Origin of the sequence: Acidovorax sp. Root70 (assembly GCF_001428225.1) — a bacterium.
Lineage (GTDB): Bacteria > Pseudomonadota > Gammaproteobacteria > Burkholderiales > Burkholderiaceae_C > Acidovorax.
This window is the reverse complement of sequence record NZ_LMHQ01000012.1, coordinates 327,119-350,004: the sequence shown is the minus strand read 5'-3', so window position 1 is coordinate 350,004 and position 22,886 is coordinate 327,119. Positions and strand designations below refer to the sequence as shown.

Below are 22,886 nucleotides of genomic sequence, written 5' to 3'. Positions count from 1 at the left end.
CGCAGCGGTTTACATGAAGCGCGCAAACGGGTCCACCAGCGACGCAATGGACACCGCCCCGGGCACCACACCTTCATTGCGCCGCGCAGACTCGGGCCCCGCAGTCACCGGCACGGCTGGCAACGGCTGCATGCGGCGGCCATACACACGCTGCACGCGGTCGTCGAGCGTGGGGTGGGTGTCCAGCCAGCGTTCCATGCGGCTACCACCGTCCACATCCACCAGCAGCATGTGTTGCACGGCCGGGTGGGCCAGGCCGGTGTGGGCGGGGTTCTCGGCATACCCGGCCGGTGTGTCGCGGCGCTGGGCCATGACCTTGCGCAGCACACCGCCCAGACCGTCACGGCTGCGTGTCCACTGCACCGCGCGTGCGTCGGCCAGGTATTCGCGCTGGCGGGACACGGCGGCCTTGAGCATGCGGCCGGTGAGCCAGCCCGCAAAGCCCGCCACCATGATGGCCGACCCGAACCACCAGGCCAGGCCCCGGCGCTCGCGCATCGTGTCGCCAAAGTTGTAGACCAGCTCCAGCCCGAACACCATGCCCGCCAGCCGCATCTTCAGGCGCGTGTCGCCCTCGTGCAGATGGCTCAACTCGTGGGCCACCATGCCCTGCATCTCTTCACGGGTGAGGTAGTCCAGGGCGCCCTGCGTCACGGCAATGGCGGCGTCGCTCTCGTCCCATCCTGCAGCGAACGCGTTGATGGCATCGGTGCGGGGCATGACCATGATCTGCGGGCGAGCCATGTGCGCAGCGATGCACAGCTCGTCCACGATGTTGGACAGCCGCTGCTCGGCGTGCGACAGCGACGGGCGCAACTCGCGTGCACCCACTCGCCGGGCCAGCTTGACACCGCCAGCGCGCAAGTTGGACGTCTCCACCCACCAGCCGCCCAGCACCAGCATCAGCGAGACGCCCACATTGGCCGCCAGGAACCCCTGCGGAAAGGGCAGATGCACTGGCAGCACCGCCACCATCAGCCACCAGGCCAGCGCCAGGGCAGCATGCACAGCCGCCACCAGAACGACCACGGCGAAGGCAAAGCCCAGTAGCAGGCGGCGCGTCTCGCTGCGTGCGCTGTGCTGGTGGTCCCAGAACTTCATGGGTGTGGCGAGGGGAGGATCAGAACTTCACCCGGGGCGCGGCGCGCTCTTCGTCGGACTGCGTGGACGCCAGCATGGGCGCGGGCGCAAACCCCAGCAGGCGCGCGACGACAAGCTCGGGGAACTGAGCAGCCGCATCGTTGAACTCCAGCGCCTGGTCGTTGTAGGCCTGGCGTGCAAACCCCAGGCGGTTTTCGGTGCTGGTGATCTCTTCGGACAGCGACTGCATGGTGGCATCGGCCTTGAGATCGGGGTAGCTCTCGGCCACCACCATCAGGCGCCCCAGGCTGCCGCCAAGCACGCCTTCTGCTGTCGCCAGCGCGCCCATGGCGCTGGCGCTTTGGGGGGCTGCACGCACTGCCGCGGCCGCACCCTGCGCCTGACTGCGGGCCTTGATGACGGCCTCCAGCGTGGCAGCCTCGTGCGCCAGATAGCCACGCGCCACCTCCACCAGATTGGGAATCAGGTCATAACGGCGCTTGAGCTGCGCGTCGATCTGGCCAAACGCGTTGGCAATGCGGTTGCGCAACTGCACCAGCCGGTTGTAGACCGTGACGGCCCACACCAGCACCGCAACCAGCACAACGACCACGACCCATGCAGTTGCCGACATACCCTACCTCCTGTATTTGTTGGAGGGAGCATCTTAGAGCCTGCGGACGAAGCCTCAGGAAACACACAGGGACGCCCTTCAAGGGCGCAAACGAGGGCCGCCTTGCGGGCTGGCTAGACCCCTTTGTTGCGCATCCAGTCGGCCGTGCCCATGAAGCTTTCCTTCAGCCGCACGCGCAGGTCGGTGGGCACGCCGGTCTCGCCCATGGCCTGGTCCATGCAGGCCACCCACTGGTCGCGCTCCTTGATGCCGATGGCAAACGGCATGTGGCGCGCACGCAGGCGCGGATGGCCAAACTGGTCGGTGTAGTACGAAGGCCCACCCAGCCAGCCACACAGAAACATGAACAGCTTTTGCCGGGCCTGGCCCAAGTCGCTGCCATGGGCGGCACGCAACTCGGCATAGCCAGGCTCCAGGTCCATCAGGTCGTAGAAGCGCTCGGTCAGGGTGCGCACGCGCTCTTCGCCGCCGATCCATTCAAAGGGAGTGACGGCCACGGGAGTTCCGGCGGCGGGGGGCGAGGTGGTGGATTCCATGGAGCGGTAAAGGGAGATTGCCAAGTGGCATTGGCCAACCCTTGATTATAGAAATCCGCGGTTTTCGCACGCCTGTCGGCCCCAGGACCGGGTCACGCTTCACGCCAGGCAAGAAGGCCCATTGCCCGCCCTCGCTACTCCAGCACAGCCCGCAACTGCCGCGTGGTCACCGCCAGGCGGCGGGCGCCGATCTGGGCCAGGTTGTTCATCACTGTGAGCGCTGCCTCGGGGTACTGGCGAGCCCAGGCATCGAAATGAGCGCGCGACAAACGCACCAGATGCGCGGGGCCCCGCTCGGAGCCGGCGCAGGCACTGCGGGCTGCGCCATTGAGAAACGCCATCTCACCAAACGCCATGCCCGGACCGACGGTCGCAAGACGCAAACCCTTGTCGGGCGGCCACTGGGTGACCAGCGTGATGTGGCCGGACTTCACCACCAGCAAGTCGTGGTCGGTGTCGCCGGCATGGAACACCACACCGTGCGGTGGGACGGCCTGCTGCAGCAGCAAAGCCTGCAAGGCCTCTGCGGCGGCCTTGGGCACGCCCTCACCCACTTCCCCCAGCAGATCACGCTCGGGCCGGGCCGGGCGTTGCTCGATGGGGCGCAGGGACAGGATGCCTACCTCGGCCCATTCCAGCGCACGATCCAGATCGGCAAAGGCGCGCACCTGCTCCCCTGCATGTTCGGCGGCCATGGGGTCCAGTGCCGCCACGGCGGCCGCAATGCCTTGCTGGTCGAGGTCGCGCACCAACGCCCGCAATTGGGCCAATGCGGTGCTGTCCCAGGCCGGCACACGGCCCGCGTCCAGAATGACCCAGCGGTGGCGCGGCTGCAGCAGCATGCGCACCTGCTCCGCCAAGTGAGCGGCCACTCCAAACGACATCACGCCCTGCAGCTCGAACACCGCTACCTGGTTCATGCGCGGCGACAGCCAGCTGTCCGACCCCGCCCTGCGCAAGCGCCGTGAGCGCAGCTCGCCATCCAGCCGCACGTGGCGCAGCATTGTGGCGGCAGAGTCGTGCAGCAGCACAAACGTGGCCACCACCAGACCGGCCACCAGCGCCACCACGCCACCCATCACGGCAAACACCAGCGCCACCAGCCAGCTTTGCGCCCAGGTCACTCGTGACCGGCGCGCATAGCGCAACGACCACATGAGGCCCGGCACCTGCATCAGTCCCGCCAACACCAGACCGCCCGCAAGGCAGGCCACGGGCACCCAGTGCAGCCACCACGCCCCGGTGACCGCCACCCCCAGCATGATGGCGGCGTGCCAGCGCGGGGCATCGCGCGATGCCTCCGCCTGCGCCAGCACGATGCGCGAACGCGACGCGCTGGTCGATGCGGGAATCATTCCCATCAGCCCGCACAGTGCGCCCAAAAGGCTCTCGCGGCGCAGCGCCAGGTTGGCGTTACCGCGCAGCCCATGGTCCAGCTCCAGCTCCTGGTTGAACACCAGAATCTCCAGGCTGTTGACCAGCGCCATCAGTACGGCCAGCACCACCAGGGCCGAGCCCTGCTGCCGGGCCAGGGCCCACCAGGGAATCCCTGTCCAGTCGGGCAACAACGGCAAGGCAAATTGGCTGGGCTGCACTGCGGGCACCAGCACAGTGCTGTGCCCGCCCCCCCACAGCCCTGACAACGCCACGGCCAAGGCCACCAAAGCCACCGCTGACAGCAGACCCGGCATGCGGGGCCAGCGCTGGCGCAGCCCCCAGGCCAGCCCCACCACCGCCAGGGCGGCCAGCAGGTGCCAGCCGGTGCGCGCGTCCCACAGCGCATCGGCTCCGGCGCCAAAGCCATTGCGCACCTGCCCCACCACCATCGACAAGCCCACGCCGGCCGCAAACCCGTGGGTGACCGAGATGGGCAGAAACCGCGCCACCGACGCCAGCCGGAGCACCCCCAACAGCCACTGGAACACAAAGGCCAAGGCCACCGTGGCGCCGGTGACCGCCAGCACCTGGCGGGCGTTCAGACCCAGGCCGGGCGCAGCGCCATGGGCGGTGGCCAGCACGGCTGCAAACAGCAGCGCCACCACGGTGGTCGGTGCGTACACCACCCCCGCGCGGGGCGTCGCCAGGGTCAACAGCAGGCCGGGCAGTGCCGCCGACCACAAAGCCAGCGCCGCCAGCGAATGCTCGCCCGCCAGCGGAGCAAACGCCAGCAGCCCCAGGCCAACCGCATGGGGCACGGTGACAGCCGCCGCGGACCACGCCGCCGCAGCGCCCGAGGGCTGTGGCGCTGAGGGCCCCGCCTCGGCACCTGCCGGGCGCTCAGCATGGCGATGCGCTGGGGGAGCCACAGGTGCGGTGGAAGGCATGGAGAAATTTATACGACCGTCGAAGTCAGGGCGGTATCAAGGCACTGCCAAGGCATTGGTAAGCGCGCTACAGACTGCGCGCGGCAAAGGTGTCACAGGCCTTGACGCTGCCCGTCTGCAAGCCGTTGTTGAACCAGCGCTGCCGTTGTGCGCTGGTGCCGTGGGTAAAGCTCTCGGGGACCACCGCCCCGCCGTTGGCACGTTGCAGCGCGTCGTCACCGATCTTGGCGGCTGCGTTCATCGCCTCCTCCACATCGCCCTGCTCCAGGATCTGGCGGGCCTTCTGGGCGTGGTGCGCCCACACCCCGGCAAAGCAGTCGGCCTGCAGCTCCAGCCGCACCGACAGTGCGTTGTACTCGGGCTTGCTCACGCGGCCCCGCATCTGGTCTACCTTGGCGCTGATGCCCAGCTGGTTCTGCACATGGTGCCCCACCTCATGGGCAATCACATAGGCCTGGGCGAAGTCGCCCGGGGCCCCCAGTCGGCTCTTGAGGGTTTCGTAAAAACCCAGATCGATGTAAACCTTCTGATCGGCCGGGCAGTAGAACGGGCCCATGGCCGCCTGCCCCGTGCCGCAGGCCGTGGGCGTGGCGCCCCGGAACAACACCAGGCGCGGGTCCTGGTAGCGCCCGCCGCCCTGGCGGAACACTTCGCCCCACACATCCTCGGTGTCGGCAAGCACCGTGGACACAAAACGGGCCATGGCGTCGTCGGCGGGCGGGCGGTGCGCGGGCGCTTGGGGGTGCGTCTGCACCTGGGGCGCAGGGCCGCCGCCACTGAGCAGGCCCAGGATGGTCAAGGGGTTGATACCCAGCACCCAGCCGCCCAGCAGCGCGATCACGATGGTGCCAATGCCAATGCTGCGCCCGCCAAACACCGGCGATCCGCCGCCGCCCCCCTCGTCGCGGCGGTCTTCCACGTTGTCAGACTCGCGATTGCCTTCCCATTTCATGGTGTCTCTCCAGCGCCCTCCAGGCGGGGCGACCAAGCCTGCATGTTACGCGCGGGACCGCCCCCGGCGCGGACGATTTACGATGTGTTCCACCCTGCTCTTGCACGCCCTTCATCACACCCATGGCACCTGACACCCTCCACAGTGCGCCCCAGGCCAGGCCCACCATCCTGCTCACCGGTTTTGACCCGTTTGGGGGTGGCGCGCACAACCCCAGCTGGCTCATCGCGCAGGCCCTGCACGGCCAGCGCATGGCAGGGCACTCGGTCGTGGCCGCGCAATTGCCCACGGTGTTCGGGCAGTCGCTGCAGCGTTTGCAGTCGCTGGTGCAGGCCCACCAGCCGGCCCTCACGCTGTGCCTGGGGCTGGCGGGCGGGCGTGATGCACTGTCCATCGAGCGCATAGGCATCAACATCAACGACGCGCGCATCCCCGACAACATGGGTGCCCAGCCCATCGACACCCCAGTCCACGCTGGCGGGCCCGCCGCCTACTTTTCCAGCCTGCCCATCAAGGCCATGCTGCGCGCCGTGCAGCGCGCGGGTGTGCCCTGCGAGGTGTCTCAGACCGCGGGCACTTTCGTCTGCAACCATGTGCTGTACGGGCTGATGCACCTGCTGGCGCAGGGCCGGGGTCCCCAGGGCGCGCGCGGCGGCTTTGTGCATGTGCCTTGGCTCAGCGGCCAGGGCGAGCCCCACCTGCCGCTGCGCGACATGGTGCGCGGCATCCATGCGGCCCTCTGGGCAGCGGTGCTGGCGCCGCAAGACATTGCGCTGCAGGCGGGCGCAACGCACTAGCACGCCGCGGCCCCGAGGCAAGCCTGCACCGGCACCCTGCACCGACCGGGGGGTGGGATGAGGCTCGGGATCATTGAGGGGTTCTCCGCTCCCCATTCAGCAGCCTGCTGTGTACAGTCCGGGCATGCCTTTAGCCTCCCCTCTTGAATCCCTGGGCGTGCTGGACGCAGCGGCCACCGTCGCGCGGCTGCCCTGGTCCGCTCTGGCGGATGAAATTGCTGCCTTGCTGCAAGACAGCACCGTGGTGGTGCCCCAGCGTGGCGTGCTGCCGCTGGCACAGGGCGGCAGCCTGTTTGTGATGCCGGCCACGGACCGCACGGTGGCCATGGCCAAGCTCATCACCTTCACGCCGGGTAACGCAGGCACGGGCCGCCCGTCCATCCAGGGCGATGTGGTGGTGTTCGACATTGCCACGGGCGAGCGCCGGCTGGTGCTGGACGGCCCCACAGTCACCGCACGGCGCACCGCCGCCGTCTCTTTGCTGGCGGCCCGGCACCTGGCGCGGGTGCCACACGGCCCGTTGCTCATCGTAGGCGCAGGGGTGCAGGGCCTGGCCCATGCCGAGGCATTCATCCACGGCCTGGGCGTGCGCGAGGTGTGGATTGCCTCGCGCAGCAGTGCCAGCGCCGAGGCGCTGGCGGCGCAGGTGCGGGCCCTGGGCGCCCAGGTACGGGTGGTGGCCGATGCCGACGCTGCGGTGCCCCACTGCCCGCTGATAGCCACCTGCACCACCGCCAGCACAGTGGCACTGCATGCCCTGCCCCGTCCCGACGCCTTTGTGACGGCCGTGGGTGCCTTCACCCCGACCATGGCCGAATTGGCGCCGGGCCTGTGCCACCATGTGGCGCGGCACGGAGGGATCGTGGTGGACACCAGCGATGCGCTCCACGAGGCAGGCGACCTGCTGCAGGCGGGACTGGACGTGGCCGCTCTGCCCACGCTGGGTGACGTGGTGTGCAGCCACGGCACCGCAGCCACCGTGCGCCACACGGGGCCGGTGTTGTTCAAGAGTTGCGGCTGGGCAGGCTGGGACCTGGCAGCCGCCCGGCTCGCGCTGCGCCACGCCAGCCAGGCGCCGGCTGCGATGGAGCCCTTGACGGCCACATCCGCATGATGTTCATCGCCCGCTTTTCAGACCACAGCCTGCGCATGCAGATCGCGCTGGTGTTTGGCACGCTGGTGGTGAGCCTGTCGGTGTTGCTGTCGCTGGGGTTTGGCGAGCTTCTCAAGCATCGCATCCAGCGCGATGCAGGCAACTCCTTGCAGGTGGTGGCCGAAAACGCCGGCACGCTCCTGGCCCTGGGTCTGATGCAGCGCAGCCTGGAAGCCGAGGTGATGGCCAGCGCTGAAGTGGTCTGGTCCAAGGGACTCGACTCTGCCGAAGCGCAGCACATGCTTGCACGCAGCCAGGCCATGCAACCCAACAACATCTGGATCGGTGTGGCCGATGCCCAGGGCGTGGTGCGCAACGCCACGGGGGGGCTGCTGGTGGGCCAGAGCGTGGCGCAGCGCCCGTGGTTTCAACACGGGCTGGAAGCGGTGCATGTGGGCGACGTGCACCCGGCCCAGTTGCTGAGCTCTCTGCTGCCCCCCAACGCCACCGGCGAGCCACACCGGTTCGTGGACTTTTCAGCCCCCATCCGCATCGGCCCCACCACGGTGGGCGTACTCGGCATCCATGGCAACTGGCAATGGACCCGCGAGGTGCTGGAAAGCCTCACCCCCGTAACCTCCGATGAAAGCGCGCTCGGGCTGTTCATTTTCGACCGCAAAGGGGAGTTGATTTATGCGCCCGGCGGGCAGACCGACGCGATGCGAGCCGCCGGGCAGCGCCTGCCCGAGGGCATCAATGTCAACAACAACCGCGATGGCGACCGCACGCAGACCACGGTGACCCGATGGCAGGATGGCAAGCGCTACCTGACCGCAGCCACCCAGCTGCAGCCACGCAACGCAGCCAGCGACCTGGGCTGGCGCATCGTGGCACGCCAGCCGGTGGAGCTGGCTTTTGCCGAGGCAGACAAAACGGTCCAGCTGACACTGGTGATCGGACTGGCCGCCGCGCTGCTCGCCTCCGCCCTGGCCTGGCTCGCCGCCCGGCGCCTGAGCGTGGACCTGTACGCATTGGCCGATGCCGCCAGCGCGGTGGAAGCCGACCGTCCAGGCAGCAGCATCCCGGCCATGCAAAGCAACCGCGAGGTGGCGCAACTCTCCCAGTCACTGGGCCGCATGACGCACCGCCTGCTGGCCGCCCGCGAGGCCATGGAAGAAAAGGTGCGGCTGCGCACGCTGGAGCTGGAAGCCGCCAACCGCGCACTGGATCTGCAGGCACGCACCGATGCCCTCACCGGCCTGCTGAACCGGCGCGGCTTCGAGACGCAGATGGCGTTTGCCGTGGCCTTGGCGCGGCGCAGCAGCCGCTCACTCAGCGTGATCACCGTGGATGTGGACCACTTCAAACGGGTGAACGACACCTACGGGCACGAAGCGGGAGACGAGGTGCTGCGCCAACTGGCGCGCACGCTCGAGTCGCGCCTGCGCGGCTCCGATGTGGTGGCCCGGGTGGGCGGAGAGGAGTTTGTGGCCCTGTTGCCCGACACCGACCTCGAAGGCGCGCGGTCCATTGCGCAGGCCCTGGTCACGGCCATGGCCGGGCAGCAGGACCCGGTGGTGGGCGCGATCACCATCAGCGCCGGAGTGGCCACAATGCGCGGCGCAGACGACAACGGCGCAGCCATGCTGCGACGGGGTGATGCCGCGCTCTACGAAGCGAAGGGCCAGGGGCGCAACAGGGTCTGTGTCGAAGCGTGAGAGCTGTCCGGCGGCGCAGCGAGACCATCGCCCTGTGCGGCAGGCAGCGGCGCCGGGCTTTCCGCCTGCAGCACCGGAGCCTCGAAATACGGCCGCAAATGGGTCGCCAGTTCCTGCAGGCCCGTGTCCGGAGCGCTTGCTGCGAGCGCAAGCCGCTCCAGCGCATAGGGCCGGTGGCCCAGCATCATCGACAGGTTCACGCAGTGGCCTTGTGCCGCCATGCGCAGCACAAAGGTGTTGAGAAGGTCACAGGGCCAGTAGGTGTGATGCGCCTGGCAGTCTGCGTCGGCGGAATGCTGCGCCGGGCTGGCACGGCTGGTCGAAGGGGTGTCAGTGGACGCGGCGGCAGCAGGGGCCCGAGCGTCGGCAACGGTATCGGCCAGCGCTGGCACCAGAGCACGGACGGGCGCGAGGAAGAAGGTTGAGGCGGCGGCGGACATCAGCATGGTGTAACTCCATCAGCCCCCATCTCGCGGGAGGCGTGTCACCCATGCTAAAAAACTTACCGATGCTTGCATTTCAGCCAACACGCAAGGCGCATGTAGGACAGCAGCCCTGCCGCCGCCCACACCGCGCGCGTTGTCAGGCTTTGGGCAAGGTCACGCCCACCTGGCCTTGGTACTTGCCATCCCGGTCGCGGTAGCTGACTTCGCACACGTCGTCTTTGTCGCTCTCGAAGAACAGCACCTGGGCGCAGCCCTCACCTGCATAAATGCGTGCGGGCAATGGCGTGGTGTTGCTGAACTCCAGCGTCACATAGCCTTCCCACTCGGGCTCGAACGGGGTCACGTTGACGATGATGCCGCAGCGCGCGTAGGTACTTTTGCCCAGGCAGATGGTGAGCACGTTGCGCGGGATGCGGAAGTATTCGACCGTGCGGGCCAGCGCAAAGCTGTTGGGCGGGATGATGCAGCTGTCACCCTCGAAATCCACAAAGCTCTTTTCGTCGAAGTTCTTGGGGTCGACCACCGTGCTGTGGATGTTGGTGAACACCTTGAATTCGGGCGCACAGCGGATGTCGTAGCCGTAGCTGCTGGTGCCGTAGCTGATGATCTTGCGGCCTTCGACTTCGCGGACCTGGCCGGGCTCGAAGGGCTCGATCATGCCGTGCTCGGCCGCCATGCGGCGGATCCATTTGTCGCTCTTGATGCTCATAGCAGAACTCCCTGCGCTGTGGCCCGCGCAGTGGTGGACTGCTGGGCGCTATTAAATACGTAGCTGGTAGCGCATGAATATCAAGCGCTAGAGCCGTATTTTGCTTGAGAAATCACCGTTTCCTGCACCACGCGGTCGTCACCGAGCACGATCAGCGCAAACAAAAGCTCATCCAGGTTGCGCGCCTGGCGTGTCTTGCGCGCCAAAAGGGGGGTGGCCTCGGGGTTCAGCACCACAAAATCGGCCTCACAGCCCGGCTGCAGATTGCCCACCACGCCCGCAAGGCCCAGCGCCTTCGCAGCACCGGCGGTATGTTGCCACCACAGTTGCTGGGGCGACAGGCTCAGGCCCTGCTTGGTCTGCCCCTCCCGTCCCACGTAGTACGCGGCCAGCATGGTGTGGAACGGGCTGAAGCTGGTGCCTCCGCCCACATCGCTGGCCAGGCCGTAGCCAAAGCCCACCCGGTCGGCACCGGCGTAGTCGAAGAACCCGCTACCCAGAAAGAGGTTGCTGGTGGGGCTGACCGCAGCCACGGCACCGGTGTCACGCATCAGCGCGCGGTCATCGTCGTCGAAGTGGATGCAGTGCGCGTACACCGCGCGTTCGCGCATCAGGCCGAAGTCGTCATACACGCCCAGATAGCTGCGTGCGGCGGGGAACAGCTCGCGCGCCCAGCAGATCTCGTCGCGGTTTTCGGCCACGTGGGATTGAATCCACACATCAGGGTAACGCGCGGCCAGCTCGCCCGCGCCGCGCAATTGCTCATGGGTACTGGTGGGCGCAAAGCGGGGAGTGATGGCATAGCCCAGCCGGTCCACGCCGTGCCAGCGCTGGATCAGGGTTTCGGTATCGATAAGGCTCTGCTCGGTGTCGTCGCGCACGCCGTCAGGCGAGTGGCGGTCCTGCAGCACCTTGCCGGTGATAAGGCGCACCTGCTGACGCTGGGCTTCGGTGAACAGAGCCTCCACCGATGCAGGATGCGAGGTGGAAAACGCCAGGGCCGTGGTCACGCCGTTGCGCAGCAACTCGGCCACAAAGAACTGCGCCACCTGCCCCGCATAGTCCTGCTCCACAAACCGCGACTCGTGGGGAAAGGTGTAGTTCTCCAGCCAGGGCAGCAGGCCATCGGCGGGTGAGCCGATCACGTCCGTCTGCGGGAAGTGGATGTGCATGTCCACAAACCCCGGGGCCAGGATGCGCCCCGGCAGATGCACGATTGGCTCCCCGGCAAACTGGGGCGCGAGGGTCTGCCAGGCGCCTGCCGCCAGCACACGCTGGCAGCCCTGAGCGTCGGGGCCAACGGCCAGCAGGCCATCTTGGTCATAGAGGGCGCGGCCATCGTCGGCAAAACGCAAAAGGGCGGAACGGTAAACAGGCATGGCGGCAAGCTTAGCGGCAGGGGGCGCCGTTTGTATATGCGGCACCCCATAGTGGCTATGGGGTTCGGGGAGCGCCGGTAGGTGATAACGACGGGCGATATGCCCTGCGGGATCAGCGGGACAGCTTGCCCACCACGCCTTCCACCAGCCAGTTCATCTGCAGGATCTGGGCATCCGGCAGTGCTTGGCCCGCAGCAATGCGCTCCTGCCCCTCGTTGTCGCGCACCGGCACCTTGCCCGCACGGAAGGGCTGGAGCTTGCCCGCACCCACGGCCTTTTGGGCATTCAGCACCTCCTGCTGCACGGCAGCCGGCACCCGGGGGCCAAAGTCGCCCACACGGATCATGCCCTCGCGCACGCCGCCCCACAGGTTGGCGCTTTTCCAGGTGCCGTTTTGCACGGCCCGCACGCGCTCCGTGTAGTACGTGCCCCACTGGTGCGTCACAGCCACGATCTGGGCGTCAGGCCCGGTCTTGCGCATGTCGGAGTGGTAGGCGACGGCCATCTTGCCGCGCTCTTGCGCCGCCGCCATCACGGCGGTGGAGCCCGTATGGAACGCGATCACGTCCACGTCCTGGTTGAACAGCGCCATGGCCGCATCCCGCTCCTTGGGTGGGTCAAACCACACATTGAGCCACACCACCTTCACGGAGGCCTTGGGGTTCACCGAGCGCATGCCCAGCGTGAAGGCGTTGATGCCCTGCAGCACTTCCGGAATGGGAAACCCGGCCACAAACCCTGCCACGCCGGTCTTGCTCATGCGGCCCGCGGCGATGCCCGCGAGGTAGCGCCCCTCGTAATAGCGCGCATTGGCAGCCGCCACGTTAGGCGTGGTCTTGTAGCCGGTGATGGACTCGAACTTCACCTGCGGGTAGTCCTGCGCCACCTTGAGCGTGGGCTCCATGTAGCCAAAGCTGGGGGTGAAGATGATCTGGTGGCCGGTAGCTGCCAGGTCGCGGATCACCCGCTCGGCGTCGGCCCCTTCGGCCACGTTCTCGACAAAGGTGGTCTTCACCTGGTTGCCCAGCGCGGCCTCGACGGCCTTGCGACCCTCATCGTGCTGGCGCGTCCAGCCTGCCTCGGTGATGGGCGAGACATAGACAAAACCGGCCTTGACGGGCTCGGCTGTACCGCCCTTGGCAGGAGCAGTCTGGGAAAAGACGGGGGAGAAAAAACAGGCGGCCACGAGCGTGGCTGCGAGGTTTTTGTACATGGTGTTCCTCTACATGGCCCTGATGGAATGGAACGGAAGCACCGCAGGACGACGGTGCCTCCGAGGGGAAATCAAACGGTGTTGAAACTACGTTGAAATTGTCCTGATTGAAACGATCTGGATTGAAGCCTGGAGCGGGCCCTGCCGCCGTGTGCAAAGCCCCGGAAAGGCATTCAGTTCAACCGCAGCGCCTGCTGGCCCGCCCCCAGGCGGAAGGCCCCCACGACTTCAGCCAGGCGCGACGCCTGGTCTTTGAGGCTTTCAGCGGCGGCGGTGGACTCTTCCACTAGGGCTGCGTTTTGTTGGGTCATCTGGTCCAGCTGGGTCACCGCCACATTCACCTGGCCAATGCCCTGGCTCTGCTCCGAGGCGGCTGCGCTGATCTCGCCAATGATGTCGGTCACGCGGCGCACCGAGCTCACGATCTCGCCCATGGTGGTGCCGGCGTTCTGCACCAGCGCAGCACCCGACTCGACCTTTTCCACGGACACGCCGATCAGCGTCTTGATTTCTTTGGCCGCCTGGGCCGAGCGCTGGGCCAGCGAGCGCACTTCGCTGGCCACCACGGCAAAGCCCCGGCCCTGCTCGCCCGCACGGGCGGCTTCCACGGCCGCGTTCAGCGCCAGGATGTTGGTCTGGAAGGCAATGCCGTCGATGGTGCCGATGATGTCGGCGATCTTCTTGCTGCTGGTGTTGATCTCGTCCATGGTGGTCACCACCTGGGCCACCACATCGCCCCCGCGCTGGGCCACCTGCGCCGCCGACACGGCCAGCTGGTTGGCCTGCACGGCCGAATCCGCGCTCTGGCGCACGGTGCTGGTCAGCTCTTCCATGGAGCTGGCGGTCTCCTGCAGGCTGCTGGCCGTCTGCTCGGTGCGTGCGCTCAGGTCCTGGTTGCCAATCGCAATCTGGGTGCTGGCCGTGGAGATACTGTCCACCACGCCACGCACTTGCTGCAGCGAACGGTGCAGCGCACTGCGCATGGCATCCAGGGCGCGCAGCAGGTGGCCGGTTTCGTCGTTGGCATAGCTCGCTTGGGGGGCGCCCGTCAGGTCCATGTTGGCGATGGTCTCGGCAATGGCCTCAGCCTGGCGCAGGGGGCGCGTGATGCTGGTGGTCAGCAGCCAGGCCAGCAACGCACCCAGCAGCAGCGACACGCCAGTGCAGATCTGCAGCAGCAGCGTGGTCTGCGCGCGCAGCTCTTCGCTGCGCTTGCCGGCCGCATCCAGCTCGGCGCGCTGGCCGTCCACCATCTGTTGCACGCCCGCCAGGTAGCTGCGGGAGGTGGGTTCGAACCGCTCGGAGAAGACCTTGTTGGCATTCTCGGCATCGCCCGCCTGCTTGAACTTGCTCACTTCCTCGCGGGCCGCCAGGTAGTCCTTGCGCAGGTCACCCACCTTGGCAAAGAGCTGCTTCTTTTCCGGCGTGTCCATTTTGGACTCGATGAATTTCTGCAGCTCGTTGGTGTCGCGGATCGACGCCGCCGTGGCAGGCGCAAAGTAGGGAATCAGGCTGGCATCACTGCTCTTGGCGATGGCCGCCGCGCGCTGCACGCCGGACGTGGTGTGGCGCAGCCAGTCCGAACCAGCGCGCTCCGTCTTGATGTTGTCGTTGACCATGGCATCGATCTCCCGGCCCAGCTGGCTGAGCTTGACCACGGCCACCACGCTGCTGGCAAAAAACAATGCCAGGATCAGACCGAGCACCAAGGTCAGGCGCTTGCCAATGGAGATTTGACTGAGAAACATGGAAGGCTCCAAAAAGGGGGACGACACGGCACCCGTGCACTCCGCAAAGGGGCGCAGGGTAAGGGCCATGGCGGTGGATCACCCCGTGGGCCTGGGCCGGACACAATTCAAACGAATACTTACTATTTTAAGGGTTTACCCAGATCACGCCCCTGCCGCACGGGCGACAGCCCCTCGGGCGTCATTTCCCAAGCCCACTGCGCGCTACCCGAAGCTCAGTAATCGTGCTCCACGCACCGCTCAAACGTTTCCTTGAGCTTGTGCTCCCACACCCGCTTGTCGGCATTGCCCGCAAAGCTGGCTTCGAAACTGTTGAACGCCAACTGATAGGCATGCTTGGCCGTGAGGCCCGTGGCCGCAAACACCTGGGTGAAGTTCTCGTTGATGTAGCCACCAAAGTAGGCCGGGTCGTCTGAATTGACCGTGGCGGCCAGCCCGGCATCGAGCAGCTTGCCGAGGTTGTGGTCTGCCAGATTGGGGAACACACACAGCTTCTGGTTGGACAGCGGGCACACCGTGAGCGCTATGCGGTCTTGCGCCAGGCGCTGCATCAGTGCCGCGTCGTGCACGGCCTGCACGCCGTGGTCAATGCGCTCGACCTTGAGCACATCGAGCGCGCTCCAGATGTAGGCGGGGGGTCCCTCCTCCCCCGCATGGGCGACCAAGTGCAGGCCCAGTTCGCGGCAGCGGGCAAATACTCGGGCGAACTTTTCGGGGGGGTGACCCAGTTCGCTGGAGTCCAGCCCCACACCCACGATCTTGTCGAGGAGCGGCATGGCCTGCTCCAGCGTTTCAAACGCCGACTCTTCGCTCAGGTGGCGCAGGAAACACAAAATCAGCGTGGCGCTGATGCCCAGCTCGGCGCGCGCATCCTGGCAGGCACGGTGCAGGCCGTTGATGACGGTCTCCATGGGCACGCCGCGTGCGGTATGGGTTTGCGGGTCGAAGAAGAGTTCGGCGTGCAGCACGTTGTCGCGCGCCGCGCGGCCCAGGTAGGCGCGCGCCATGTCATAAAAGTCCTGCTCATGCAGCAACACGCTGGCGCCCGCGTAGTAGATGTCCAGAAAACTCTGCAAGTTGGTGAACGCATAGGCGCTGCGCAAGGCGTCCACGGTGGCGTAGGGCAGCGTCAACCCGTTGCGCTGCGCGAGCGCAAAGATCAGCTCGGGTTCCAGCGAACCCTCGATGTGAATATGCAACTCGGCCTTGGGCATGGCGCGCAGCAGACCGGGAAGGCGCTCTGCGGAAATGGGGGGGATCTTGAACATCAGCAGACTCCAAAGGTGATGCCACTCTGGCGCAGAAAGCGGCGATAGGCAGATGATGCCTTGTCGGCAGCGGTATGCAACTCCGCGCGCAGGTCGAGCGGCAGACACTGTGGCGCCTGCGACTCCAGCACGGGCTGGTCCTGCGTGAAGATGGTGTCCTGGAAGGCCTGCAGTTTCTCGTCTGGCGAATCGAAATCGGCCACCGCCAGCCGGAACCACGCCCGGCTGCGCACGGGCGTCACCGGGCAGATGAACAGCGCTATGGACTCGCGCCAGCCCTCCACCGCCGTGGTGCCCGCCTCGGGCACCTTGGTCAGCATGGCCGCATAGGGCGCCGTGACTTCGTAGGTGTATTCGACCTGGGCGGCCGCCGTGGAATGCAGGTTGGATTGCGGTTGCCAAGCCTTGCAGCCCGTGGCCAGCAGGCCCGTGGGCGTGGGCTCCACCCGGTAGTCGTCGATGGCTGTCGCTTCGCGGCTGCCCAGCCAGCCTTCGTGCACAAAGCCGAAATGCGACATGTCCAAAAAATTCTCGATGATGCGCGGCGCGCTGGCCGCTACGTCGTAAGGGCCGCAGTTGAGCTTGCGCAGGCGGGCGTCCCCTTCCGCCGCAAACACAGGCAGTCCCTGCTCGCCCGGTGCGATGCGCAACCACACCAGGCCATAGGCCTCCTGCACCTCGAAATGGCGGGCGCAGTGCGTGGCCGGAGGCACAAAGGTGGGCAGTGCTGGCACGTGCGTGCATTGTCCACCGGCGGCAAACTGCCAGCCATGGTAGGGGCACTCCAGCTGGCCCTGGGGCGTTACGCGGCCCAGCGACAGGCGGGCGCCCCGGTGCGGGCACTGGTCGGCCAGTGCGTGCACGATGCCTTTACGGTCGCGCCACAACACCACGGGTTGTTCCAGCAATTGCAAGGCCAGCGGTGCCTGCGCAGCCACGGCCTCTGACAGGGCCACCGGGTGCCATAACGTTGATTCCACCATCGTTCTTGTTCCTTTGAACAGGTTCTTAAAGCTGCAGGCCGCGCAATGCCTCTGCAAAACAAAAGGGCCACCCCAGGGCGGCCCTTTGTCACAGCAGCCCGCAAGAACTGCTGATGAACGCGGTGCAAATTACTTCTTGTCGCCGCCAGGGATCTTGCCTTCCACGCCCTTGACGTAGAAGTTGATGCCGCCCAGGAACTTGTCGTCGGCCACAGCGTCCTTTTCGAGCACGGGCTTGCCGTCCTGACCCACGATGGGGCCCTTCCAGATGCTGAAGCTGCCGTCGGCCAGGCCCTTCTTCACGGCTTCGACCTTGGCCTTGGTGTCGGCAGGCACGTCTTCAGCGATGGAGACGATGTCGATCGCGCCTTCCTTCACGCCCCACCAGCTCTGGCCCGAAGCCCAGGTGCCGTCCAGCACGTCCTTGGTGGCCTTGACGTAGTACGGGCCCCAGTTGATCACGGCCGATGCCAGGTGGGCCTTGGGGCCGTAGGCGGTCATGTCGCTGTCCCAGCCGAAGGCACGCTTGCCCTTCTCTTGAGCAGTCTTGAGCACGGCGGGAGAGTCGGTGTTCTGGAACAGGATGTCGGCGCCGCCGTTGATCAGCGAGGTGGCAGCTTCGGTTTCCTTCGGTGGGCTGAACCATTCATTCACCCACACCACCTTGGTCTTGATCTTGGGGTTGACCGACTGCGCACCCAGCGTGAAGCTGTTGATGTTGCGGATCACCTCAGGAATCGGCACCGAGCCCACCACGCCCAGCGTGTTGGACTTGGTCATGGCGCCAGCGATGATGCCGGCCATGTAAGCGCCTTCGTAGGTGCGGCTGTCGTAGGTGCGCAGGTTCTCGGCCGTCTTGTAGCCGGTGGCGTGTTCAAACTTCACGCCCTTGTTGTCTTCCGCCACCTTGAGCATGGATTCCATGTAGCCGAAGGTGGTGCCGAAGATCAGCTTGCTGCCCTGGCCGGCCAGGTCGCGCAGCACGCGCTCGGCGTCGGCGGACTCGGGCACGCTTTCCACAAAGCTCGTCACAACCTTGTCGCCGAATTCCTTCTCGATGGCCTTGCGGCCGTTGTCGTGGGCAAACGACCAGCCGCCGTCACCCACAGGGCCGACATAGGCAAACGCGATCTTCAGTGGCTCGGGCTTGGGGGCCGGTGCTTCTGCGGCAGGGGCCGGAGCAGGCGCGGGGGCCGGTGCCGGTTCTTCCTTCTTGCCACAACCCACGAGGGCGGCAGCGGCCACAGCGGAGAGCGCTGCCACCTTGAGCAGGGAGCGTTTCTGCAGATCAGTCATGTCGGTTTCCTTATCGAAGAAGTAAGACTTGCAAAGGTTGGGGGACGAAGCTATCAATTATGGTGCGATCTACCGCAGGGTAACCAGATTTTCGCGCGCGCAATCCTTATCACGAGCCCGGATAAAACGGTTTGCCGAGCGATGCTGGCATGTTGATGCGAATCCAGGTTGGATTGCGCGAGATCAACGCCAGCACCACGATGGTGGCCACATACGGAAGCATGCTCAGCAACTGGCTGGCCACCTGCACGCCCGTGGCCTGCAAATGGAACTGCAGCATGGTCACACCACCAAACAGATAAGCACCAAGCAACACCCGTGCCGGGCGCCAGGTGGCAAAGGTGGTGAGTGCCAGCGCGATCCAGCCGCGCCCGGCCACCATGCCCTCCACCCACAGGGGGGTGTAGACGGTGGAGATGTAGGCCCCGGCCAGCCCGCACAGGGCACCGCCCACCACCACGGCCGCCAGCCGGATGCGCCGCACCGGGTAGCCCAGTGCGTGCGCCGACTCGGGCGACTCGCCCACCGACCGCAGCACCAGCCCGGCGCGCGAGCGGTACAGGAACCAGATCAACCCCACCACCAGCAGCATGGTGAGGTACACCAGTGGGTGCTGCTGAAACAGTGCAGGGCCGAGCAGCGGCACATCGCCCAGCACCGGAATGGCGTACTTGGGCAGCTCGGGCAGCTTGGCCTGCACGTAGCTGATGCCCGCAAACGCCGAGAAGCCCACACCAAAGAGGCTGAGCGCGAGCCCGGTGGCGTACTGGTTGGTGTTGAGCCAGATCACCAGCACGCCAAAGATGGCGGCCAGCACGGCGCCCGCGGCCATGCCTGCGGCAAAACCCAGCCAGGTGTTGCCCGTGTGCACCACGGTGGCAAAGCCCGCGATGGCAGCGCAGAGCATCATGCCCTCGGCGCCCAAGTTGACGATGCCCGCCTTTTCGTTGATGAGCAGGCCCAAGGCAGCGATGGCCAGCACGGTGCCCGCGCTCAGCGTGGCGCCGATAAGCAGTGCGTAGGATTCCATCATTTGCCTCCCTTCGAGGCCACCCAGCGGATGCGGTAGGCGATCAATGTGTCGCAAGCCAGCAGCGTGAACAGCAGCAGGCCCTGGAACACGCCGGTGAGCGACTTGGGCAGGCCCAGGCGCGACTGCGCCAGCTCGCCACCGATGTAGAACATGCTCATGAGAATGGCCGAGAGGATCATGCCCACCGGGTGCAGCCGTCCCACAAAGGCCACGATGATGGCCGCGAAGCCATAGCCGGCCGGCACATAGGGCGTGAGCTGGCCGATGGGCCCGGCCACCTCCAGCGCACCCGCCAGGCCGGCTGCGCCACCCGAGATCAAGAGCGCCGTCCACAGCGCCCGGCGCGACGAAAAGCCGGCATACCGCGCCGCCGCCGGGGCCAGCCCGCCCACCTGCTGGGCAAAGCCCGCCCGCGTGCGGAACAGAAACACCCACAAGGCCCCCGCACCGGCCAGCGCCAGCAACAGCCCGATAGACATGCGCGAGCCCTGCATCAGGCGCGGGATCTGGGTGATCTTTTCAAAATTTTTGGTCTGCGGAAAGTTGTAGCCCATGGGGTCCTTCCACGGGCCATAGACCAGGTAGCCCAGCACCAGCGTGGCCACATAGACGAGCATCAGACTCACCAGGATTTCGTTGGCGTTGAACTTGTCGCGCAGCAGCGCCGTGAGCCCCGCCCAGGCCATGCCGCCCAGCACCCCGGCGAGCAGGATGGCGGGCACGATCCAGGGGCCCGTGGTTTTGTCGGCCAGCAGCGCCACACCGCCCGCCACCACGGCGCCGATCACAAACTGGCCTTCGGCGCCGATATTCCATACGTTGGAGCGAAAGCACACGGCCAGCCCCAGCGCTATCAGCAGCAACGGCGTGGCCTTGACCATGAGTTCGCCAATGGCGTACTGGGTCTTGATGGGCTCCCAGAAGAACACCTGCAGCCCACGCACCGGGTCTTTGCCCAGCGCGATGAACAGGGCCACACCGATCAGCACCGTGAAGGCCAGCGCCAGCAGGGGCGAGCCATAGGTCCAGAGCTTGGACGCCTGAGGGCGCGGTTCCAGCTTAAGCATGCTGCACCTCCCCGGCTTGTTGTTGCTGCTGTTGCTGCTGTTGCTGCGCCAGGTGGGCCTGCACATCGGCATGCCACAGGCCGCTCATCCATTCGCCAATGCGCTCCACCGTGGCCTCGGCGCGCGGCACCGAGGGCGACAGATGCCCCTTGGCCACCACATGCAGCCGGTCGCAGATCTCAAACAATTCGTCCAGCTCCTCACTCACCACCAGCACGGCACAGCCCGCATCGCGCAGCGCCAGGATGGAGCCCCGGATCTGCGCCGCCGCGCCCACGTCCACGCCCCAGGTGGGTTGCGAGACGATGAGCAGCTTGGGTGCAGCGTCGATCTCGCGTCCCACGATGAACTTCTGCAGGTTGCCGCCTGACAGCGACTTGGCCGCCGCATTGGGGCCACCCGCCTTCACATTGAAGCGCCGGATGATGTCCTCGGCATGCTTTTGCAGCGCACCCACCTTGATCCAGCCACTGCCGCTAACCGAATTGGTGCGCGTGAGCAGCAGGTTGTGCGCCAGGCCCATGGTGGGCACGGCGCCCCGGCCCAGGCGCTCTTCGGGCACAAAGTGCAGGCCCAGCGCCCGGCGCTGGCCGGGGCCCATGCGGCCCGCGTTCTGGCCCGTCACCTGGATGCTCGCAGGCTCGGCGCGCTGGTCTTCGCCCGACAGCGCATAGAGCAGCTCTTTTTGCCCGTTGCCCGACACCCCGGCAATGCCCACCACCTCACCCGCCTTCACCTCGAACTGCAGGTCGATCAGGTCTACGCCAAACTGGTCGGCGCGTGGCAGCGACAGGCCCTGCACGCGCAGCACCGTGGCACCGGTCTGCACCGCGCGGTGCTCCAGCGCTGGCGGCTCTGCGCCGATCATCAGGCGCGACAGGGAGGCATTGGATTCCTCGGCCGGGTTGCACACGCCCGTGACCTTGCCGCCGCGCAGCACGGTGCAGGCGGTGCACAGCGCGCGAATTTCGTGCAGCTTGTGGCTGATGTAGAGAATGCTGCAGCCCTCGCTGGCCAGCTTGCGCAGCACCACGAAGAGCTTCTCGACCGCCTGGGGCGTGAGCACCGACGTGGGCTCGTCCAGGATCAGCACCTTGGGGTTGGTGAGCAGCGCGCGGATGATTTCCACCCGCTGCATCTCGCCCACACTCAGCGTGTGCACGGGGCGCAGGGGGTCGATGTCGAGGCCGTATTCGGCGGCCTTGGCGGTGATGCGCTGCGTGACCTCGGCCAGCGCGAGGCTTTTGTCCAGGCCCAGCCACACGTTTTCGGCCACCGTGAGGGTGTCGAACAGGCTGAAATGCTGGAACACCATCGCAATGCCCAGGGCACGCGCCTCTTGCGGGTTGCGCACCTGCACGGCCTGGCCGTTGAAGAACACGCTGCCTTCATCGGGCTTGACCGAGCCGTAGATGATTTTCATCAGCGTGGACTTACCCGCGCCGTTTTCGCCCAGCACGGCGTGGATTTCACCCGGCAGCACCGTGAGCGACACGCCGCTGTTGGCCACCACGGCCGGGTAGCGCTTGGTGATGCCCACCAGCTGCAGCCGTGGCGGCGCCGCACCAGGCGCTGAAGGATTGGGGGGAGAACTCATGCGGGGATTGTCTCTCAGTTTTACAACTTGTTATAAGAATGAAAATACCTCATGGTGCTTGTTCAGCATGCCCAAGCAGCTATTCTTTTCGTAGCGAAGCAGCCACGGTTTTCACGCAGTCACGCAGCCACGCCGCAGCGGCAGAATGGTGCGTGCGGGCATGCCACAGCTGGTAATACATGAGCCGGGGAAACGGCACCGGGCACGGCAGGATGGCCAGGGGCAGCTGGTCCACATACCGCTCGCAATACTGGCGGCCCGTGGTCAGCACAAGCAAGCTCGATGCCACGATGCTGGGGATGAGGCTGAAATGCGCGCAGCGCGCCGTGATGTGGCGCTGCATGCCCAGGCTGTCCAGGTGGGCGTCGATCACACCCCGCGCGCCGGGGTGGGTGGGCGTGGGCGCGATGTGCTCGGCCGCCAGCCAGCCCTCCACATCCCAGCCGCGCCGCACGGCGGGGTGGTCCTTGCCAACCAAGCACACCACCTCGTCGCCAAACAGGCGGCCCATGTGCAGGTCGTCGGGGGGCTGGGGCCAGTTGCCGATCACCACATCCACGTCGCCCTGGGCCAGGTGCGCGTGGTAGTGCGCGTCGGCCGACAGGGGCAGGATCTCGATGGGGCACAGAGGCGCCTCGACCTTGATGCGGGCCACGAGCTGGGGCAGGAACAGTGGGTCGAGGTAGTCGCTGGCCGCCACGCGAAAGGTGCGGGTGGCGGTGCGCGGGTCAAACCCACGCGCATCCGAAAACAGTGCCTCCGCCGCACGCAGGATGGCCCCGGCGGGCTCCACCATGCGCAGCGCGGCGTCGGTGGGCATCATGCTGGCGCCGGAGCGCACCAGCAGCGGGTCGCCCGACAGGTCGCGCAGCCTTTTCAACGCAGCCGATACCGCCGGCTGGTGCATGCCAAGGCGGACGGCGGCCCTCGATACGCTGCGTTCTGTGAGCACGGTGTGCAAGACCCTTATGAGATGGAGGTCTATCTTGTCGAAAAGGGCGTGGTCTCTCATA

20 protein-coding genes are annotated in these 22,886 nt (G+C 66.4%); 3 read left to right on the top strand and 17 right to left on the bottom strand.

Annotated features, from left to right (window positions below; all coding sequences use genetic code 11):
• Nucleotides 1-9 precede the first annotated feature (9 nt).
• The 5 genes from ASD94_RS09200 to ASD94_RS09180 all read right to left on the bottom strand — a co-directional run bounded on the left by ASD94_RS09200 (nt 10) and on the right by ASD94_RS09180 (nt 5,526).
• A complete protein-coding gene (locus ASD94_RS09200; RefSeq protein ID WP_056641645.1) occupies nt 10-1,101 on the bottom strand; it encodes a M48 family metalloprotease in 1,092 nt (363 codons plus the stop codon).
• Nucleotides 1,102-1,120: 19 nt separating this feature from the next.
• Nucleotides 1,121-1,714 carry a LemA family protein gene (locus ASD94_RS09195; protein WP_056641642.1) on the bottom strand — a complete coding sequence of 198 codons (594 nt, stop codon included), beginning with the start codon at nt 1,712-1,714 and terminating at the stop codon, nt 1,121-1,123.
• Nucleotides 1,715-1,827: 113 nt separating this feature from the next.
• Complete coding sequence (locus tag ASD94_RS09190) at nt 1,828-2,250, bottom strand: group II truncated hemoglobin (protein WP_056641640.1); 423 nt, start codon at nt 2,248-2,250, stop codon at nt 1,828-1,830.
• 134 nt (nt 2,251-2,384) lie between these two features.
• A complete protein-coding gene (locus tag ASD94_RS09185) occupies nt 2,385-4,574 on the bottom strand; it encodes a cyclic nucleotide-binding domain-containing protein (protein WP_056641639.1) in 2,190 nt (729 codons plus the stop codon).
• 67 nt (nt 4,575-4,641) lie between these two features.
• Complete coding sequence (locus tag ASD94_RS09180; RefSeq protein ID WP_056641636.1) at nt 4,642-5,526, bottom strand: neutral zinc metallopeptidase; 885 nt, start codon at nt 5,524-5,526, stop codon at nt 4,642-4,644.
• A 122-nt stretch (nt 5,527-5,648) separates the two neighbouring features.
• On the opposite strand from ASD94_RS09180, the gene pcp reads away from it, so the two are divergent.
• The 3 genes from pcp (at nt 5,649) to ASD94_RS09165 (ending at nt 9,134) form a co-directional block, all read left to right on the top strand.
• Nucleotides 5,649-6,323, top strand: a complete 675-nt coding sequence (gene pcp / locus ASD94_RS09175) for a pyroglutamyl-peptidase I (RefSeq protein WP_056641633.1) — start codon at nt 5,649-5,651, stop codon at nt 6,321-6,323.
• A 124-nt stretch (nt 6,324-6,447) separates the two neighbouring features.
• Nucleotides 6,448-7,437, top strand: a complete 990-nt coding sequence (locus ASD94_RS09170; RefSeq protein ID WP_056641631.1) for a delta(1)-pyrroline-2-carboxylate reductase family protein — start codon at nt 6,448-6,450, stop codon at nt 7,435-7,437.
• Entirely contained in the window at nt 7,434-9,134 is a 1,701-nt protein-coding gene (locus tag ASD94_RS09165; RefSeq protein WP_056641628.1) for a diguanylate cyclase, read from the top strand. Before ASD94_RS09170 ends, ASD94_RS09165 begins: the two co-directional genes overlap by 4 nt.
• Here the strand turns inward: ASD94_RS09165 and ASD94_RS09160 are convergent.
• The 12 genes from ASD94_RS09160 to ASD94_RS09105 all read right to left on the bottom strand — a co-directional run bounded on the left by ASD94_RS09160 (nt 9,086) and on the right by ASD94_RS09105 (nt 22,885).
• On the bottom strand, nt 9,086-9,580 hold the full coding sequence (locus ASD94_RS09160) for a hypothetical protein (protein WP_056641626.1): 495 nt from the start codon (nt 9,578-9,580) through the stop codon (nt 9,086-9,088). The genes ASD94_RS09165 and ASD94_RS09160 overlap by 49 nt on opposite strands.
• Before the next feature lie 136 nt (nt 9,581-9,716).
• A complete protein-coding gene (gene dcd / locus ASD94_RS09155) occupies nt 9,717-10,289 on the bottom strand; it encodes a dCTP deaminase (RefSeq protein ID WP_056641623.1) in 573 nt (190 codons plus the stop codon).
• A gap of 80 nt (nt 10,290-10,369) precedes the next feature.
• Entirely contained in the window at nt 10,370-11,668 is a 1,299-nt protein-coding gene (gene guaD / locus ASD94_RS09150; RefSeq protein ID WP_056641620.1) for a guanine deaminase, read from the bottom strand.
• Nucleotides 11,669-11,780: 112 nt separating this feature from the next.
• The gene (locus ASD94_RS09145; RefSeq protein ID WP_056641617.1) at nt 11,781-12,881 is read right to left on the bottom strand and encodes a BMP family ABC transporter substrate-binding protein; all 1,101 of its coding nucleotides are present in this window, start codon (nt 12,879-12,881) and stop codon (nt 11,781-11,783) included.
• Between the two features lie 173 nt (nt 12,882-13,054).
• The gene (locus tag ASD94_RS09140) at nt 13,055-14,629 is read right to left on the bottom strand and encodes a methyl-accepting chemotaxis protein (protein ID WP_056641808.1); all 1,575 of its coding nucleotides are present in this window, start codon (nt 14,627-14,629) and stop codon (nt 13,055-13,057) included.
• Between the two features lie 215 nt (nt 14,630-14,844).
• Nucleotides 14,845-15,897, bottom strand: a complete 1,053-nt coding sequence (locus ASD94_RS09135) for an adenosine deaminase (protein WP_056641615.1) — start codon at nt 15,895-15,897, stop codon at nt 14,845-14,847.
• Nucleotides 15,897-16,880: an aromatic ring-hydroxylating dioxygenase subunit alpha gene (locus tag ASD94_RS09130; RefSeq protein WP_056641611.1), complete on the bottom strand. Its 984-nt coding sequence runs from the start codon at nt 16,878-16,880 to the stop codon at nt 15,897-15,899. Before ASD94_RS09130 ends, ASD94_RS09135 begins: the two co-directional genes overlap by 1 nt.
• A gap of 129 nt (nt 16,881-17,009) precedes the next feature.
• Nucleotides 17,010-18,176 (bottom strand): BMP family ABC transporter substrate-binding protein, encoded by a 1,167-nt coding sequence (locus ASD94_RS09125; protein WP_056641608.1) that lies wholly within the window; start codon nt 18,174-18,176, stop codon nt 17,010-17,012.
• Between the two features lie 109 nt (nt 18,177-18,285).
• Nucleotides 18,286-19,206, bottom strand: a complete 921-nt coding sequence (locus ASD94_RS09120) for an ABC transporter permease (RefSeq protein ID WP_056641606.1) — start codon at nt 19,204-19,206, stop codon at nt 18,286-18,288.
• Nucleotides 19,206-20,276 carry an ABC transporter permease gene (locus tag ASD94_RS09115; RefSeq protein WP_056641603.1) on the bottom strand — a complete coding sequence of 357 codons (1,071 nt, stop codon included), beginning with the start codon at nt 20,274-20,276 and terminating at the stop codon, nt 19,206-19,208. Before ASD94_RS09115 ends, ASD94_RS09120 begins: the two co-directional genes overlap by 1 nt.
• The gene (locus tag ASD94_RS09110) at nt 20,269-21,873 is read right to left on the bottom strand and encodes an ABC transporter ATP-binding protein (protein ID WP_056641600.1); all 1,605 of its coding nucleotides are present in this window, start codon (nt 21,871-21,873) and stop codon (nt 20,269-20,271) included. The genes ASD94_RS09115 and ASD94_RS09110 overlap by 8 nt, the downstream gene beginning before the upstream one ends.
• A 79-nt stretch (nt 21,874-21,952) precedes the next feature.
• Entirely contained in the window at nt 21,953-22,885 is a 933-nt protein-coding gene (locus tag ASD94_RS09105) for a LysR family transcriptional regulator (RefSeq protein ID WP_082576811.1), read from the bottom strand.
• Nucleotide 22,886: the final 1 nt, after the last annotated feature.

Excerpts from the sequence above, each read along its gene's own strand:
- ASD94_RS09190 (WP_056641640.1), bottom strand. The coding sequence starts at position 2,250 with ATGGAATCCACCACCTCGCCCCCCGCCGCCGGAACTCCCGTGGCCGTC.
- ASD94_RS09110 (WP_056641600.1), bottom strand. The coding sequence starts at position 21,873 with ATGAGTTCTCCCCCCAATCCTTCAGCGCCTGGTGCGGCGCCGCCACGG.
- ASD94_RS09125 (WP_056641608.1), bottom strand. The coding sequence starts at position 18,176 with ATGACTGATCTGCAGAAACGCTCCCTGCTCAAGGTGGCAGCGCTCTCC.
- ASD94_RS09165 (WP_056641628.1), top strand. The coding sequence starts at position 7,434 with ATGATGTTCATCGCCCGCTTTTCAGACCACAGCCTGCGCATGCAGATC.
- ASD94_RS09135 (WP_056641615.1), bottom strand. The coding sequence starts at position 15,897 with ATGTTCAAGATCCCCCCCATTTCCGCAGAGCGCCTTCCCGGTCTGCTG.
- ASD94_RS09120 (WP_056641606.1), bottom strand. The coding sequence starts at position 19,206 with ATGGAATCCTACGCACTGCTTATCGGCGCCACGCTGAGCGCGGGCACC.
- ASD94_RS09185 (WP_056641639.1), bottom strand. The coding sequence starts at position 4,574 with ATGCCTTCCACCGCACCTGTGGCTCCCCCAGCGCATCGCCATGCTGAG.
- ASD94_RS09160 (WP_056641626.1), bottom strand. The coding sequence starts at position 9,580 with ATGCTGATGTCCGCCGCCGCCTCAACCTTCTTCCTCGCGCCCGTCCGT.
- ASD94_RS09180 (WP_056641636.1), bottom strand. The coding sequence starts at position 5,526 with ATGAAATGGGAAGGCAATCGCGAGTCTGACAACGTGGAAGACCGCCGC.
- ASD94_RS09140 (WP_056641808.1), bottom strand. The coding sequence starts at position 14,629 with ATGTTTCTCAGTCAAATCTCCATTGGCAAGCGCCTGACCTTGGTGCTC.
- ASD94_RS09130 (WP_056641611.1), bottom strand. The coding sequence starts at position 16,880 with ATGGTGGAATCAACGTTATGGCACCCGGTGGCCCTGTCAGAGGCCGTG.
- ASD94_RS09115 (WP_056641603.1), bottom strand. The coding sequence starts at position 20,276 with ATGCTTAAGCTGGAACCGCGCCCTCAGGCGTCCAAGCTCTGGACCTAT.
- guaD (WP_056641620.1), bottom strand. The coding sequence starts at position 11,668 with ATGCCTGTTTACCGTTCCGCCCTTTTGCGTTTTGCCGACGATGGCCGC.
- ASD94_RS09145 (WP_056641617.1), bottom strand. The coding sequence starts at position 12,881 with ATGTACAAAAACCTCGCAGCCACGCTCGTGGCCGCCTGTTTTTTCTCC.
- ASD94_RS09170 (WP_056641631.1), top strand. The coding sequence starts at position 6,448 with ATGCCTTTAGCCTCCCCTCTTGAATCCCTGGGCGTGCTGGACGCAGCG.
- ASD94_RS09195 (WP_056641642.1), bottom strand. The coding sequence starts at position 1,714 with ATGTCGGCAACTGCATGGGTCGTGGTCGTTGTGCTGGTTGCGGTGCTG.
- ASD94_RS09200 (WP_056641645.1), bottom strand. The coding sequence starts at position 1,101 with ATGAAGTTCTGGGACCACCAGCACAGCGCACGCAGCGAGACGCGCCGC.
- dcd (WP_056641623.1), bottom strand. The coding sequence starts at position 10,289 with ATGAGCATCAAGAGCGACAAATGGATCCGCCGCATGGCGGCCGAGCAC.
- ASD94_RS09105 (WP_082576811.1), bottom strand. The coding sequence starts at position 22,885 with ATGAGAGACCACGCCCTTTTCGACAAGATAGACCTCCATCTCATAAGG.
- pcp (WP_056641633.1), top strand. The coding sequence starts at position 5,649 with ATGGCACCTGACACCCTCCACAGTGCGCCCCAGGCCAGGCCCACCATC.